The following is a 14,632-nucleotide window of genomic DNA, read 5'->3' on the forward strand; positions in this document are numbered from 1 at the left end:
CGCTGGAAGGAGGGTTCGCATGAACGCGCGGACACCGTCGGAGAGGGACGGAGCCGGACCGCTCACGCTCTACTGCCTGGCCCACGCCGGAGGCAGCGCCATGCCCTACGCCCGCTGGTCGGCCTTCCTGCCGCCGTCGGTGCGGGTGGAACCCCTGGAACTCCCCGGCCACGGCGCCCGCATCGGCGAGCCCCTGGTGGACCGGGTGGATCGACTGGTCGACGAACTGGTGTCCGCCGTACGCCCGGAGCGCGGACCCTTCGCCCTCTTCGGGCACAGCTTCGGCGCGCTCCTGGCCTTCGAACTGGCCCGCAGGGCGCGGCGGGCCGGCACTCCGCCCGACGCCCTGCTGGTCGCCGGGCGCAACGCACCGGCCGAGCCGCTGTCCCACCGCCCCGTCCACGACCTCGACGACGACGCCTTCGTCGCGGCGCTGCGCCGCTTCGGAGGCATGCCGGAAGCACTGGTGAAGCAGCCCGGGCTGCTGCGGATGTACCTCCCGGCGCTCCGCGTCGACCTACGGTTGGCGGAGACCTACGTCCGCACCCCGGGAGAGCCGCTGGACCTGCCGATCGTCACCTTCGCCGGGCGCCGGGACGTCCTGACCGACCCGCGCGGTGTCCTGGCGTGGGAGCGCGAGACCACCGCGGGCTTCGACCTGTCACTGCTGCCCGGGGGTCACTTCTTCGTGGGCTCGGCCGAGTTCGAGGGCGCGCTCGTCGCGGCGCTGGAGCGGCGCGCGGCGGCGCGCCGGCGGGAGACCGCCGACGGGAGGGCGCCGGTGGCCGGCCGGCGCTGACACGTCGGCGACGCGTCGCCGACGGCCGCGCGGGAGCCGCCCCCGCGCGGCCGTCGTTCCCGTCCGTCAATCCCGTCCGTCGGTCCTGCCCGTCAGCCCTGCGCCGGACTGGGCAGGGTGCCCGTCAGGTACCGCTGGAAGGTCGGGCCGACGTAGGCCACCAACTCGTCGTGGCTCAGGGAGGCGAGGGGCTGGACCCCCAGGACGTAGCGGGCCATCGCCAGACCGATGAGCTGGGAGGCGGCCAGGGAGGCCCGTACCTCCGGCTGTGTCCTCCCGGTCGCCGCGGCGATGGGCATCAACACCTCCTGGGTGAGGAACTCCCGCATCATCCGTGCCGCCGCCTCGTGGGAGACCGCGGAGCGCAGGATGCCGCGCATCTGCCGTGAGGTGCGCTCCCCTTCCCACAGCTCGATGAAGGCCCGCATCAGGCGCTGCCCGGTGCCGCCCACCCGGGAGCCGCCGGCCAGTACGGCCTCCACCACGCTCTCCGGGTTCAACGCGTCGTGTATGGAGGCGGCGAAGAGCTTCTCCTTGGAGACGAAGAAGTGGTGGACCAGGGCGGCGTCCACCCCCGCGTCCTGGGCGATGGCGCGGATCGACGCCCCCGCGTAGCCGTGCGCCGCGAACCTCGACTGCGCCGCCTGCAGGATCGCGACCCGGCTCAGCGTGGTGCCGGGGCGGCGGCCGGTCCGCTTGCGCGTCCACGGCACCCCCTCGGCCGCCTCCTCGGCCGTCCCCTCGGCGGGGTCCGTTCCCTCGGCAGTCGCCACAGTGCTCACCTCCACATCCAGCCGTGCCGGGCTCACTCTACGCGGACGCCTCGGACGACCTGCGCCGTTGCGTGAGCGGCTCCGGCAGGAATTCATCGTGGTCTCAAATTTCTCTGCCGAACAACTCAACGCGTGACCAGCCCCGGCTGTTCCCCTCCGGCTCCCCTCGGGAGGTCGGCCCCTGAGCGAGAACCAAGCGGGATTCCACCGGCCGCTCACATCCTCGACGCGACCGCCGGAGCACGGACTCGGCACGCGAAGTCCGGCCACGCAACGGGAGACTCAGTGACAGCACTCGATCACGACGCCATCTACGGCAAGCTCAGCGGCTACATCCGGGAGCAGTTCCTGGGGGACAGCGGGGTGACCGACCTGGAACCGGACACACCCCTGCTGGAATGGGGGGTGCTCACCTCGATGAACACCTCCCTGCTGCTCAACTACATCAGGACCGAACTGAAGGTGACCGTCCCCCCGGCCTACATCACGGGCAAGCACTTCCGGGACCTCAGGGCCATCACCGACATGGTGCGCGAACTGTCCCCGCAACCCGCCTGACCGCGACCACAGCCCGCGGCCGGACACGCGCCGGCCACAGCGGCAACCACCAACCAGAAACGGAGTGCGTCGTGGACGCAGAGTTCGACATCGGCATCATCGGCGGAGGCCCTGCGGGATCGACGGCCGCCTCCTACCTCGCCAAGGCGGGGCTGTCGGTCGCCGTCTTCGAGGCTGCCAACTTCCCGCGCGACCACGTGGGCGAGTCCCTGGTGCCGGCCACCACCCCGGTCCTGCTGGAGATCGGCGCCATGGAGAAGGTCGAGCAGGCGGGCTTCCCCAAGAAGTACGGGGCCGCGTGGACCTCCGCCGAGGAGCGGGACATCGACCACAACGGGTTCCGCGGTCTGGAACACGACTTCCGGGCGGCGGAGGTCCTGTTCAACGAGCGCGGCCAGGGCGGCGTGGACCGCGACTACACCTTCCACGTGGATCGGTCCCGCTTCGACCAGATCCTGCTCAAGCACGCGGAGAGCCTGGGGGCCAAGGTCTTCCAGGGGGTCCGGGTCGGCACCGTGGACTTCGACGGCGAGCACCCGGTCATCGAGGCCCGGATCGGCGGTCGCTCGGTGGACGTGCCGGTCCGGATGGTGGTGGACGCCAGCGGCCGGCAGACCCACCTGGGCAGCCAGATGAAGATCAAGGTCCCGGACCCGGTGTTCAACCAGTACGCCGTGCACACCTGGTTCGACGGCTTCGACCGCAAGGCCCTGGCCGTCGACAAGGCCCAGGCCGACTACATCTTCATCCACTTCCTGCCGGTGGCCGACACCTGGGTGTGGCAGATCCCGATCACCGACACCATCACCTCGGTCGGCGTGGTCAGCCAGAAGAGCCGGTTCAAGTCGTTCGGGGGCGACCGGGAGAAGTTCTTCTGGGAGACCGTCGCCAGCCGCCCCGAACTCCTCGACGCCCTGAAGAACTCCGAACAGGTCAAACCACTCAAGACCGAGGGCGACTACAGCTACGGCATGCGCCGGGTGACCGGCGACGGGTTCGTCCTCATCGGCGACGCCGCACGCTTCGTCGACCCGATCTTCTCCAGTGGTGTCAGCGTGGCGCTCAACAGCGCCCGGATCGCCTGCCAGGACATCGTCGACGCGGCGCGGGCCGGCGACTTCGGCAAGGCGCGCTTCGCCCGCTACGAGGAGAAACTGCGTCGCGGCGTGGGCAACTGGTACGAGTTCATCTCCATCTACTACCGGCTGAACATCCTGTTCACCGCGTTCGTCCAGGACGACCGGTACCGCCTGGACGTGCTCAAGCTCCTGCAGGGCGACGTCTACGACGACGAGGAGCCCAAGGCCCTGGCCGCCATGCGGGAGATCGTCAAGGCGGTGGAGGAGGACCCCCAGCACCTGTGGCACCCGTTCCTGGGCGACCTCAAGGCACCCTCCGCGGCGCCCGGCTTCTGACCCCGCACCAGGGGACCGGAACGGCGGTGGCCGAAGGCGCGACCCGCGCCTTCGGCCACCGCCGTTCCCGAGGCCGGGCGGCTCCCGCCGCCCGGCGATCAATCACCGCCGCGCCCCGGGACGGAGCGGCACAGCGCCACTCCCGCCACGTGGGTCCCCCCGACCGGATGCACCCCGAACTCCCACCCCGGCGAGGCCGCCGGACTCCCGTCGGGCCGCAGGAGCCGGGGCGGTGAGTCCGTGCCGAAGCCGCACCGGTCGAAGGGGAAGGCCAACCCCAACCCGATGGCCTTGGTGTAGGCCTCCTTCAGCACCCACCACCGGACCAGGGCGGCGTCGCGCCGGTCGACCGGCATCGCCGCCAGCCGGTCCAACTCGTACGGCGTGCACACCTCCCGGGCCAGGCCGGTGCCGGCGACCGGACGGTCGGCGCGCTCGACGTCCACGCCGACGCGACCGGCCCCGGTGAGTCCCACCACCATCACCCCCGGCGCGGTGTGACTGAGGTTGACGTCGATCCCGCCGCAGCCGCGGACGCGGGGACGGCCGCCGGGCCGGCGCACGATCTCGACCCGCTCCGGAGCCACCCCCGCCACCCGGCCCACCGCGGTCTTCAGGAAGAGGCGGGAGGCCGCGAAGTCCCGTCGCACCATCGGAGGGGCCAGGCTTCGGTACCGCTCCCACTCCCCGCCCAGCAGGCGGCGCAGCCCCCGCTGGTCCCGCTCGTCCGGCGCCCAGGCACCGGTGCGGGCGTGGACCAGGGCCACCCCCTCACCGGCGAGCCGGGCGAGCACGGCGTCCCAGGAGTCCCGCGGCCCGCCCACCCGAACCGGCGCACCGACACCCGCCCCCACGGTCATCGACGGCCCGCCTTCCCCACGGCTCTCCGGCCGGACCCTCCGGCGCGGACGCGAGCACGATGGCGGACGGCGGTGGAGGCGGCCTCGAAACCGGCCGGGGCGCGGGGGTCCGCCCTTCCTCGCCCCGCCGGCCCCGGCCCCCGTCGCGCACGGGCGGAGGACCGTTCGGCGCACCGCCGTCCGGGTGGAACCGCCGCGCCCCGGCCGCCGTCGCCGGGCCGTGCCGCACGTTCCCCTCCTTCCCGGGTACACGGCCGGTGGGTGCCCCTGCCCCTTCCGGAAGCCGGCACGGGGCCCGTGGAGCAGTGCCGGTGGCCGGCGCCACCCGGACGGCGGGTCTCCGGCACGAACGACCGTGACCCGCCGGACCGCGAAAGGGTTTGCCGAACATGAAGCCCGTCAACGACCACCTCGCCGTCAAGGCCCGCCTGACCACCCCCAACAGCAGCGGCTACCTCCTGCTGGCCGCCGAGGTCGGAAACTGGTACGGCCCCTTCCTCCCGCCCGACCGCACCCGACGGGCCCTGCTCGCCCGGCTCACCACCGCGGCCGGCCGGCTCGCCGCCCGTGACGAGGTCGAGGAGGCGACCGTCTTCCGCGCCGTCCTGCGCCCCCCGGGCGAAGGACGCAGGCTGCTCCGCCGGCGCGGCGTCCACCCCGCCCGCTACGACGTCGCCCTCCTGATCCGCACCGTCGATCCCGAGTCCGCCGACACCCTCCGGAAGGAGGCGGCGTACGAGGAGGTCCTCACCATGCTGGGCGCCGGAGCCCGCCGCGTCCACCACGTCGCCGCCCGCAACGCCGCCCGCATCGACGACGTCGACCACCGGCCCGACCGGCTGTTCCTGCTCAACTACTTCTACGCCGACGACGAGGATGACCTCATGGCGTCGTGGGAGTACACCGCCGGCTGGTTCCAGGAGAAGACCGACCTGCCCGACTCCGTCCTCATGCGGCCCCTGGACGGCGAGCCCACCGACTACGGTCTGATCAACCACGCGAGCTGGCCGAACTTCCGCTCCTTCCTCCCCGACCTCGCCCTGCGTCCCAGCTTCCGTCGCTTCGTCCTGGCCACCTTCGAGGCCAACGACATCGCCGCCCAGCCCATCGTCTACCGCCGCGCGTGACGGCCGCCGCCGGCGAACACGAGTCCCGGCACGCCGTGGTCCCCCACCCCTTCCCACGGACCCGGTCTCGACGTCCGCGAGCGGCCCGCCCAGGCTCCCGCGAACACGCGGGAGCCTTTTCTCCGCGACCTTCGGGTGAACTTTGTCGGTGTTTTCCATCCCCTGTTTCTCCCCTGGTCACCCGGGTGACACCCAAAGACCCTCTGGGGCCGCCTTTCCGTGGGGAATTTCCTTCCTTTGCGGGCCGGATCCTTCCCTTGCCCTTCCGCGCCGGTGACACCGAATCCGGCCGAGTTGGACGTGATATCGCCCACCCCGCCCGTACGGGCGCCCGCGGGAAATTCGATCTGGCTGGTAATCGCTTCCCGGAGGGCAAATGCGTGTGCGACGGTGGAGGCGTCGGTCCCACCCGTGAGAGGAAGAAGATGAAGCTTTCCGTGCGTCGTTCCCTCGGTGTCGCGGCAGTCGCCGCAGCCGCACTGGCCGCCACGGCCGTACCCGCCACGGCCGCCACGGCGTCCGCCAACGGGACGCTGATCAACCGTACGGACTGCAACGAGAACGGCTACCTCGAAATCCACAACAACAGCGGTCGCGACACGCTCTGCTTCGCCAATGCCGGAACGATGCCCGTCGCCATCTACGGCGTGAACTGGGTCGAGTCCGGAAACAATGTCGTGACCCTCCAGTTCCAGCGGAACCTGAGCGACCCGAGGCTCGAGACCATCACCCTTCAGAAGTGGAGCTCGTGGAACCCGGGCCACATCCACCAGATCATATCGATCAGGATCCACTGAGATCGAGGAACGGCCGGGGGCGCCTTTCGGGGCGCCCCCCTTTTTTTCTGATGAATTTCCCACGGCGTGATCGGTCGTCGAGCGCGCACGGTGAATTCGGTCGAGCGGATCGTGCCGGACGGGCGAGCCCCCTTCGTCCCGGGCCGCGGGGGTGGGACGGACCGGTCGGCGGGGTGGTGACGGGGAGGGGCCCCTCGCCGTCGGCGCGGTGACTCCGCCCGACGCACCGGCGCACGCGCCGGCACGGGCCCGGATGCCCCGAGCGGGCGCCGCTCGCCCTGGCCCACCCGCGCGGGAACGGGACGCTCACCCCGCCGCCTCGACCGAACCGTCCAAGCCGTCCAGGCCGTACTCGGCGAGGGCGGGCGGACGTCTCCGGCGGGGCCGGAGCGCGGTGGCCGTACCCCCGTGCCGGCCACCGCGCCGGCGGTCCGGTCCCGGCCGTGGTACGACACCCCGGAGAGCCCGGTCGGAACCGTCTGGAGGGATCGTCTCGCCGTTGGCCGGCTCCGAGCCAGTGATCTGAGCCATTTCTGAGGTGCCGCTCCGAAGACGGCCGGGAGTGCGCCGCCCGGAGCACCGGGCGCGCGCCTGTTGTGCGCCGGTGCTCGGCTCGGGCTGGACTTCCCGCCCCCTCTCCTCCAGGATCGGAATGTCACCGGGCATAACGGGCATGCCGCGGCGGTGCGGGCCCGACCGGTGGGCACCCCGCCGCGCGGGCGGCGGTTCCACGAAGAGGTGGGGAGCACCGATGAACGGGCAGGTGGAACAGACGTCCGTACCGGTCGCCCAGGCCCTCGGAACCGGCGCGCCCGACCCGCGGGACGCGCCGTCGGCCGTCTTCGCGGAGCTGACCGGGCCGCGCCACGCCGTGGCGACGGCCAACCCCGCCTTCTTCCGGGCCCTGGGCCGGGGCGAGCGGCACGGCGTACCCCTCGCCGCGCTGGCCCCCGAACTCCTCGGACAGGGCATCGTGGACCTGCTGGACGAGGTCTACCGCACCGGCCGCCCCCACTCCGCCCGGGACGCCCGGGTGCTCCTGGGCCCGCCCGGCAGGACGATCGAGGCGTACTACGACTTCAGCTACGAGCCGCGCCGCGGACCGGGCGGGGACGTCGAGGGCGTCACCGTCCTGGGCGTGGAGACCACCGCCGTCCGGCAGGCCCGGCAACTGGCCGCCGAGCAACGCGCCCTGCTGGAGCGGGTCGCCGGGGACGCGCCTCTGGAGGAGGTCCTGCACGGCATGGCCGCCGCGATCGAGGCCCTCGCCCCCGGGACGCTGGTCTCGGTGCTCCTCGCCGACGACGACGGGACGCACCTGCGCCACGGCGCCGCGCCGAGCCTGCCGGAGTTCTACAACGAGGCCGTCGACGGCATCGCCACCGGCGAGGGCGTGGGCTCCTGCGGCACCGCCGCCCACCGTCGCGAGACCTTCGTCGTCGACGACATCGCCACGCATCCCTACTGGGCGGACTTCCGGGAGCCGGCGCGGCGGGCCGGCCTGGCGGCCTGTTGGTCCACTCCGATCACGGGGACGGGCGGACGGCTGCTGGGCACCTTCGCCCTGTACCACCGGGTTCCGCTGGTGCCGCGCGAGGCCGATCTGGCCCTGGTCACCGCCTTCGCCCGCACCGCCGCCCTGGCCGTCGAGCGCCACCGTGCCAGGCGGGCGCGCGAGCGGGCCGAGGCCAGGGAACGGGCCGCCCGGCAGGACCTGACCTTCCTGCTCGACGCCGGCACGCGCATCGGCCGCGACCTGGACCTCCACGAGAGCCTCCACCGACTGGCCGAGCTGAGCGTCCCGGCCCTGGCGCCGGCGAGCGCCGTGGACGTGCTCGTGGGCGGGCGGCTGCGCCGGGTCGCCACGGCCCGCGACGGTGCCCACCCGCGTCCCCGGGCCGAGGAGGGGTGGGATCCCCCGGAACGGGAGGTCGTCGACCGGGTGATGGCCTCGGGCACCACCGAACTCGCCCGCCGGGTGCCGGCGGAGACGGCCGGCGGGTGGGGGCGGGGCACCACCGGCTACCTGTGCGTGCCCCTGATCTGGCGCGACAGGGCGTTCGGGACGCTGACCCTGCTGTTCACCGAGGAGCGTCCGCTCCGAAGCCGCACCGTCGCCCTGGCCGAGGAACTCGCCCGCCGCGCGGCGGTCATCGCCCACAACGCGCAGCAGTACACCGAACGGGTCGAGCTGGCCCGGGACCTCCAGGCCGGTCTGCTGCCGCCCGAGGCGCCCGCGATCCCCGGTGCCGAGGTGGCCGCCTTCCACCGCCCCGCGGGCGAGGGACTGGAGGTCGGCGGCGACTTCTACGACGTCTTCCGGCCGGCCGACGACCGCTGGGCGTTCATGATCGGTGACGTGTGCGGGCGCGGCGCCCCGGCCGCGACGGTCACCGGCCTGGTCCGCCACACCGCCCGCGCGGTGGCCCGGCTGGTCGACGCGCCCGGCCGGGTCGTCGAGGAGGTCAACACCGCCCTGCTGGAGGGAGTGCGGCACGGCAGCGCCTTCGTCACCCTCGTCTACGGGCAGGTCACCCGTGGGCCGGACGGGCCGACCGTCGAGCTGGTTCGGGCCGGCCACGTCCCGCCCCTGGTGCGGCGGGCCGGCCGGAGGGTCGAGGAGGTCGGCGGCGGGGGGATGCTGCTCGGTGTCGTCCCCGACCCGGCCTGTCGTCCGGCGCGCTTCACACTGGCTCCCGGGGAGAGCGTGTTCCTGGTCACCGACGGCATCACCGAGGCGCGTTCGGCGGACGGGGACCTCTTCGGCGAGGAGCGCCTGGCCCGGGCCCTGGCCGGTGCCGGGCGCGAGGACGGCCCGGGGGCACGGGAGTTGCTGGAACAGGTGGTCGCCGCCGTCGACCGGTTCTCGGGCGGCGGCGTCCCCGCCGAGGACGACCGCGCCGCCCTGGTCCTCACGGCCCGCTGATCCCACGGCCACCGCGCGGCGTGAGGGCGCGGGGCGGGCCCCGCCGGGAGGCCGTAGGATCCGCGGGTGTGAGCCCCGCGCCCCGCCCGACCCCCGAGAGCCTGCTGATCACCGGCACCGTGGGCGCCGGCAAGACCACGGTGGCCCACGTCGTCGGCGACCTGCTCGCCGACGCCGGGACCCCCACCGCGGTCGTGGACCTCGACGCGCTGTGCCGGTCCCGGCCCGCTCCGGAGGGGGACCCCTTCAACGTCGAACTGCTGCTGCGGAACCTGCGCTGCGTGGCGGGCAACCACATCGCCGCCGGGGCGGTCCGGCTCGTCCTCGCGGGAGTGGCCGAGAGCCGCGGCGATCGCGAGCGGTACCGCGAGGCCGTCGGCACCGGACTGACGGTGTGCCGGCTGCGGGTCCACCTGCCCACGGTGCGGCGGCGCCTCGTCCGCCGGCACGAGAACGACCACGCTCCCGACGCGCTGCGGTGGCACCTGGACAGGGCGGGCGAGCTGGACCGGATCCTCGACCGGGCCCACGTCGCGGACCACACCGTCGACGCCACCGACGGTTCCGCCGCCGACATCGCCACCGCCGTGCTCCGGGCCGTCGGCTGGGGCTGACGCCCCGTCGGCCCCCGCTCCCCGCAGAAGGAGCGGAACCGCACGGAACCGGCCGAGCCCGCCGGACGTTTGGTCACCTTTCCGGTCATGGGTGAGGATCGACGGGCGAAGACGGTCCTGTGCGGGGGAGCGACACGATGTTGGCCATGCGTGACCTGACCGCCGGAGAGAGCCCGATACTGCGCCACGTGGACGTGCCGGGCGGCGCCCGTCCGGATCCGGGGCGAGGGATCGAGCGGGTGGAGGCGTGCGACGGGAACTGGCGACTCCCCGACGGTGTGACGCGGGCACGCGACGCGCTGGCCGTCGTGCCCGAGGACGTCCCGCCCCCCGACGACCCCGCGCCCGCGCTGCGGGAGCTGGCCGAGCGCGGCGTGGCCGCCGTCGTCCTCACCGGCCCGGCCGCCGCCCCCGGTCCGGAGCGGGAACGGGTGGTGGCGGCGGCCCGCTCCGTCGGACCACCGTTGCTGGAGCCCGTCTCCCCGGGCGGGGCGGCCGAGGTGCGGGCGCGCGTCCTGCACCGGTTGGCCGGGGCGCTGCGCGAGGCCGTCGGCCGGCGTGACCGGCTGCTGCGCCTCACGGCCCGGCTGGACCGCCACGAAGAGGACCCCGGCAGGCTCCTGCGGCACCTGGAGGACGAGTGCGACGCCGAGGTCCGGCTGATCGTTCCCGGCTCCACGACGGGGTGGGCGGTGCTGGACGGGCATCGACGGCTGCTCGCCCGGATCCACGCCGGACACACCCACGCCGCCGCCCTGTCCGCCGAGGGGCGACACGTCCTGCTGCACGCAGTGGGCTCCGCGCCCCCGCACCCGGTGCTCGCCGCGGCGCGGTCCGGGCCCTGGCCCCGCGGGCTGCGTGATCTTCCGGCCCTCACCGCCGGCCAACTCGGCCTGCTGCGGCACCCGATGGAGCGGCGCGCGGTCGAAGGGCGGTTGTGGCGGAGCGAGATGGCGTTGCGGGTGTCGATCCTCCAGTACCTCATGGTCGGGGGAGTGACCGCGGCGGTGCGGGCGGCCGAGCCGCTGGTGCCCGGGGTGCTGACCGCGGACGCCGGACAGGTGGCCGTGGTGGAGTGCGCGTCCCCCGAGGACCGTCCCGCGGTCGTGCGCGCGTGCGAGGAGGCGGTGCGCCGACGGGCGCTGGTCGTGCTCTGCCCGGCGGTGGACCGGCATGTCGTCGTGGTCCTCCCGCACCGGCCCGAGGACGGCGCCGGGCAGGGTCCCGGAGGCGGCCTCGCGGGCGGTTTCGGGAGCGGGGCCGACGCGACCGAGGCCGCCGAACTGCTGGCGCCGGTCGTGCGCGCGCCCGGCATGGCGGCCGGGATCGGCCGCCCGGGACCGTGGTACCGCACCGCCCGCTGTTACGACTCCGCGATCCGAGCCCTGGCCACGGCACGGCGCACCCCGGAGCGCATAGCCGTCGAGGTCGGCGGCAGCCCGCTGGTGGCCTTCCTCCCCGCTCCCGCCCGCCGGTGGGCCGAGACGCTGCTGAGCCCCCTGGACGGTCTCCCGCGCGAGCAGCGCGACCAACTCGTGCACACCGCCCGGCTGGCCCTCTCCTACGGCGCGGCGCCCACCGCCCGCCTGGTGGGGGTGGACCGCACCACCGCCGGGAAGAGACTGGCCCTCGTCATGCGGCGGGCCGGCCTCAGCCGCGGCCGACTGGTCGATCGCGCCGTACTCGACCTCGCCTTCCAACTCGGCGACCGGCCCCTCCCGGGCGGCTCTGCCGGCCCCGACGGCGGGGCTTCGGGGCTCGTCGCCCTCCTGGCGGGAAGCGACGGGGCCCGGCAGGAGGCGGAGCGCTTCCTCGAACCGCTCGACACCGACACCCGCGCCCTGCTCGCGCAGTGGGTCGCGCACGACGGGGCGGTCGGACGGGCCGCCGTCGCGCTGGGCATGCACCGCAACAGCCTGTCGCAGCGGTTGGAGAGGGCGGGGGCGCTGGTGGGCCGCGCCCTCACCCAACCCGGCAGCGGCTGTCACGACCTGCTGTGGGCCCTCGTCCTCACCGGGCGGCTTCCGTCACGGATCGTCCACGACCCGGTCCTCGACGGCCCGCGCCCGGAGTGACCCGGGGGAGGGACCCGGGGCGCTTTGGAGCGGGGCGGGCGGGACCTCGCGCATCACCTGCACAACGCGGCGCCGCACATGCACAACACGCCCCCGCGCTCGGCGGCCTACCCTTCTGGACATCCGGTTCCGACCGGATGGACGGGGAGCGTGCCGCCATCACCGCGGCACGCGCACACGACGGCGGCGCACCGTGGGGACGGGGGATCGTGCCACGGGAACGGAGCGCCGCCGTGGAGCGGCCGCCGCGCCGGAGGACCGACGGGGGACGACGGTCCCCGGCGCCCGGCGGCCGTCCCCGTGGGCGGCGGGTCGCGGGGGAACGCGCCGCCCACGGGCCTCTTCCGGGGCCGCCCTCCCGCCGGGTCGGCCGGGCCTTTCGGGGCGGCCGTACCGGCGCCGCCCCGGGCGACGGGGCGCACGACGCGCGCGTCACCACCCGCGATGCACACAACAACCTCGTGTGCTCTGCGTTACCACTTGCCACTCTCGGTGATGGGCGTCACCGTGGAGGCGTGACGAACCACCCCGACAGCACCGCCCGCACCGATCGCCCGGTCCTCCACGCCGGTCGGGCCGGTCACCTCCTCCACGAGCCGCTCGCCCCGCGCGCCCGGCACGTCCCGGGGACGGGCGCGCGGCCGGCCGGGCCCGATCCGGCGCCTCCCCGACCCGGTGGCGTCCTCCTCGCGGGGCGGGGAGGCGCCACCGGGTCGCAGGACACGACGACCCGCGCGTACCGGGCCGACGTCACCGCGCAGGGACCGGTGAACGGCACGACCGTCACCGTGCTGCTCGGCAGCCACGAGGCGCCCAGCCGCCGCCTCGTGCTGCGCTGGCTGGGGGAGCAGGCCCGCCGCGTCGCCGACGGGCTCGATCCGGACCCGTCGGCGACCCACTGGGTCACCGACGGCACGCTCGTCCCCCTGCCGCGCCGGCCGGCCGACGTGCCCACGGAGCTGCGGAGGTGGTGCGCGGACGAGGAACGACAGGAGACCGCCTCCACCCGACTCGCCGAGGGGCTCCCGTTCCGCCTCACCGTCGCCGACCACACGGGGACGTACACGCTGCGGGCCTGGCCCGTCGGCGTGACGGCCCCGCGTCCCGCACGGCCCCCGCTCACCTACGTGCGGTGGCCCCACCAGCCCCCGCCCTGGTCGTCGGAACCCCGCGCCGGCACGCTCGCCCCGCGCCGGACGACGGGTGCACCCTCCCACCTCCGATGACCGGGGCGGGCCCGGGAGTCCCGCGCGGCGGCCTTCCGACCGGGTGTCAGGAAGGCCGCCCCGCGCCGCGGCCGGCCGCCGTGGAGTCCCACAGCGCGGCCAGCTCCCGGGCCAGGGGCGCCGGGCCGGCCGCCAGCAGAGGGGAGTCGAAGGCGAACTCCCGGCCCCCCGCGCCCAGCACGGCCCGTCCGCGCCGGCGCAGCAGCGCGACACCGGCGGCCACGTCCCACGGCTTGGGCGTCAGGCACACGCAGCCGTCCAGCCAGCCCTCGGCCACCCCCACCAGGTCCATGCTCATGCAGCCGTGCATCCTGACCCGATACGCCCCGTCCAGCAGTCGGTCCAGGTAGCGGCCCGAGCGCGACGTGCTGGAGCCCGCCCCGGTGACGCCGATCACCGCGCGGGACAACGCCCGCGCACCGCCGGGGGGTTCGACGGGCGGCTTCGACCCCCCGGGGCCGGCGGGCGCCGCGTTCCAACGGCGGTCCAGGGCCGGGGCGTGGAGCACCCCCAGCGACGGCCGCCCGTCCTCCACCAACGCCAACGACACGGCGTACAGCGGAGCGCCCCGGGTGAAGTTCATCGTGCCGTCGATCGGGTCCAGCAGCCAACAGCGCGACGGGAGCGGCCCGCCGTCGCCGGCCGCCCCGTCGGACTCCTCGCCGACGACCGGGATGTCGGGGAAGTGCTGCCGCAACACCCGCGTCACCCGCCGCTCGACCTCCCCGTCGGCGTCGGTGACCTCCTCGCCCGATTCCTTGAACCTCCGCTCCGACCACTCCCGACCGGCTCGGGCCAACCACTCGACCCCGGCGTCCACGGCCTTCCCGGCGACGGCGAACGGCTCGCGGCCCGGCTCCACGACGGATCCTCCAGTGCGCATCCCCCACGCCTTTCCGCGAAGGGGCGCCTTCTCACCTTCCGGCTCGCCCCCGGCCGGAACGCGGACGGTTCGCGGCGCGGAAACGGGGGGACCCGAAGACCCGCCCGAACGACACCCGCCGCTGGGAAGGAAGGTCACCGATGAGGTACGACGAGTTCCTCGCCCGGGTCCGTGACCTCGGGGAGTACGGCGACCGGCAGGAAGCCCGGGAGGTCGCCGACGCGGTGCTGTCGGTGCTCGCGACCCGGCTCACGCCCGACGAGGTCGAGGACCTGGCCGAGCAGGTGCCGGGCCGGTTGAGGGACGTCCTCCAGGAGAACCGGGTGGATCAGCCCGGGACGTTCGGAGTGGAGGAGTTCTGCCGCAGGGTGGGCGAGCGGACCGGTGCTCGTCCCAGGACGGCGGAGTGGGACGCCAGTGCCGTGCTGGCCACCTTGGCCGAGACGGTCTCCGGCGGCGAGCTCGACCAGGTCCTCGACCAGTTGCCGTCGGGGTACGCCGACCTGTTCGGCAAGCCGGAGCCGAGCGGATGACCGGAGGCGGTCGGCGCGGTGGGCACCCCGCTCCCGTCCCGGGCGC

Annotated in this window: 13 protein-coding genes; 10 read left to right on the top strand and 3 right to left on the bottom strand. The window is 74.6% G+C overall.

Annotation, left to right across the window (positions count from 1 at the left end; translation table 11 throughout):
• Nucleotides 1-19 precede the first annotated feature (19 nt).
• Complete coding sequence (locus F0L17_RS20350; RefSeq protein WP_155072177.1) at nucleotides 20-799, top strand: thioesterase II family protein; 780 nt, start codon at nucleotides 20-22, stop codon at nucleotides 797-799.
• A 92-nt stretch (nucleotides 800-891) separates the two neighbouring features.
• Here the strand turns inward: F0L17_RS20350 and F0L17_RS20355 are convergent, their stop codons facing one another.
• A complete protein-coding gene (locus F0L17_RS20355; protein WP_338018154.1) occupies nucleotides 892-1,572 on the bottom strand; it encodes a TetR/AcrR family transcriptional regulator in 681 nt (226 codons plus the stop codon).
• 285 nt (nucleotides 1,573-1,857) lie between these two features.
• On the opposite strand from F0L17_RS20355, the gene F0L17_RS20360 reads away from it, so the two are divergent.
• A complete protein-coding gene (locus F0L17_RS20360) occupies nucleotides 1,858-2,130 on the top strand; it encodes an acyl carrier protein (protein ID WP_162466485.1) in 273 nt (90 codons plus the stop codon).
• 71 nt (nucleotides 2,131-2,201) lie between these two features.
• Nucleotides 2,202-3,545, top strand: coding sequence for a tryptophan 7-halogenase (locus tag F0L17_RS20365; protein ID WP_162466486.1), 1,344 nt, complete (start codon nucleotides 2,202-2,204; stop codon nucleotides 3,543-3,545).
• A gap of 98 nt (nucleotides 3,546-3,643) precedes the next feature.
• Here F0L17_RS20365 and F0L17_RS20370 read toward each other — a convergent pair whose 3' ends face one another.
• Entirely contained in the window at nucleotides 3,644-4,405 is a 762-nt protein-coding gene (locus F0L17_RS20370) for a 4'-phosphopantetheinyl transferase family protein (protein WP_155072179.1), read from the bottom strand.
• A gap of 389 nt (nucleotides 4,406-4,794) precedes the next feature.
• Between F0L17_RS20370 and F0L17_RS20375 the strand changes: the two genes are divergently transcribed.
• The 6 genes from F0L17_RS20375 (at nucleotide 4,795) to F0L17_RS27100 (ending at nucleotide 13,170) form a co-directional block, all read left to right on the top strand.
• Entirely contained in the window at nucleotides 4,795-5,532 is a 738-nt protein-coding gene (locus F0L17_RS20375; protein ID WP_155072180.1) for a hypothetical protein, read from the top strand.
• 425 nt (nucleotides 5,533-5,957) lie between these two features.
• The gene (locus F0L17_RS20380) at nucleotides 5,958-6,329 is read left to right on the top strand and encodes a beta/gamma crystallin domain-containing protein (RefSeq protein ID WP_155072181.1); all 372 of its coding nucleotides are present in this window, start codon (nucleotides 5,958-5,960) and stop codon (nucleotides 6,327-6,329) included.
• Nucleotides 6,330-7,080: 751 nt separating this feature from the next.
• Nucleotides 7,081-9,255, top strand: a complete 2,175-nt coding sequence (locus tag F0L17_RS20385) for a SpoIIE family protein phosphatase (protein WP_155072182.1) — start codon at nucleotides 7,081-7,083, stop codon at nucleotides 9,253-9,255.
• Between the two features lie 68 nt (nucleotides 9,256-9,323).
• Nucleotides 9,324-9,869: an adenylyl-sulfate kinase gene (locus F0L17_RS20390; protein WP_162466487.1), complete on the top strand. Its 546-nt coding sequence runs from the start codon at nucleotides 9,324-9,326 to the stop codon at nucleotides 9,867-9,869.
• Between the two features lie 146 nt (nucleotides 9,870-10,015).
• On the top strand, nucleotides 10,016-11,944 hold the full coding sequence (locus F0L17_RS20395; protein WP_155072183.1) for a helix-turn-helix domain-containing protein: 1,929 nt from the start codon (nucleotides 10,016-10,018) through the stop codon (nucleotides 11,942-11,944).
• A gap of 515 nt (nucleotides 11,945-12,459) precedes the next feature.
• A complete protein-coding gene (locus tag F0L17_RS27100) occupies nucleotides 12,460-13,170 on the top strand; it encodes a hypothetical protein (protein WP_202917899.1) in 711 nt (236 codons plus the stop codon).
• Between the two features lie 46 nt (nucleotides 13,171-13,216).
• On the opposite strand, the gene F0L17_RS20405 is transcribed toward F0L17_RS27100, so the two are convergent.
• Nucleotides 13,217-14,053, bottom strand: a complete 837-nt coding sequence (locus F0L17_RS20405; RefSeq protein ID WP_155072184.1) for an inositol monophosphatase family protein — start codon at nucleotides 14,051-14,053, stop codon at nucleotides 13,217-13,219.
• Nucleotides 14,054-14,193: 140 nt separating this feature from the next.
• On the opposite strand from F0L17_RS20405, the gene F0L17_RS20410 reads away from it, so the two are divergent.
• Nucleotides 14,194-14,586: a DUF2267 domain-containing protein gene (locus F0L17_RS20410; RefSeq protein WP_155072185.1), complete on the top strand. Its 393-nt coding sequence runs from the start codon at nucleotides 14,194-14,196 to the stop codon at nucleotides 14,584-14,586.
• Nucleotides 14,587-14,632 lie beyond the last annotated feature (46 nt).

It is taken from the genome of Streptomyces taklimakanensis (genome assembly GCF_009709575.1).
Classification (GTDB): domain Bacteria; phylum Actinomycetota; class Actinomycetes; order Streptomycetales; family Streptomycetaceae; genus Streptomyces; species Streptomyces taklimakanensis.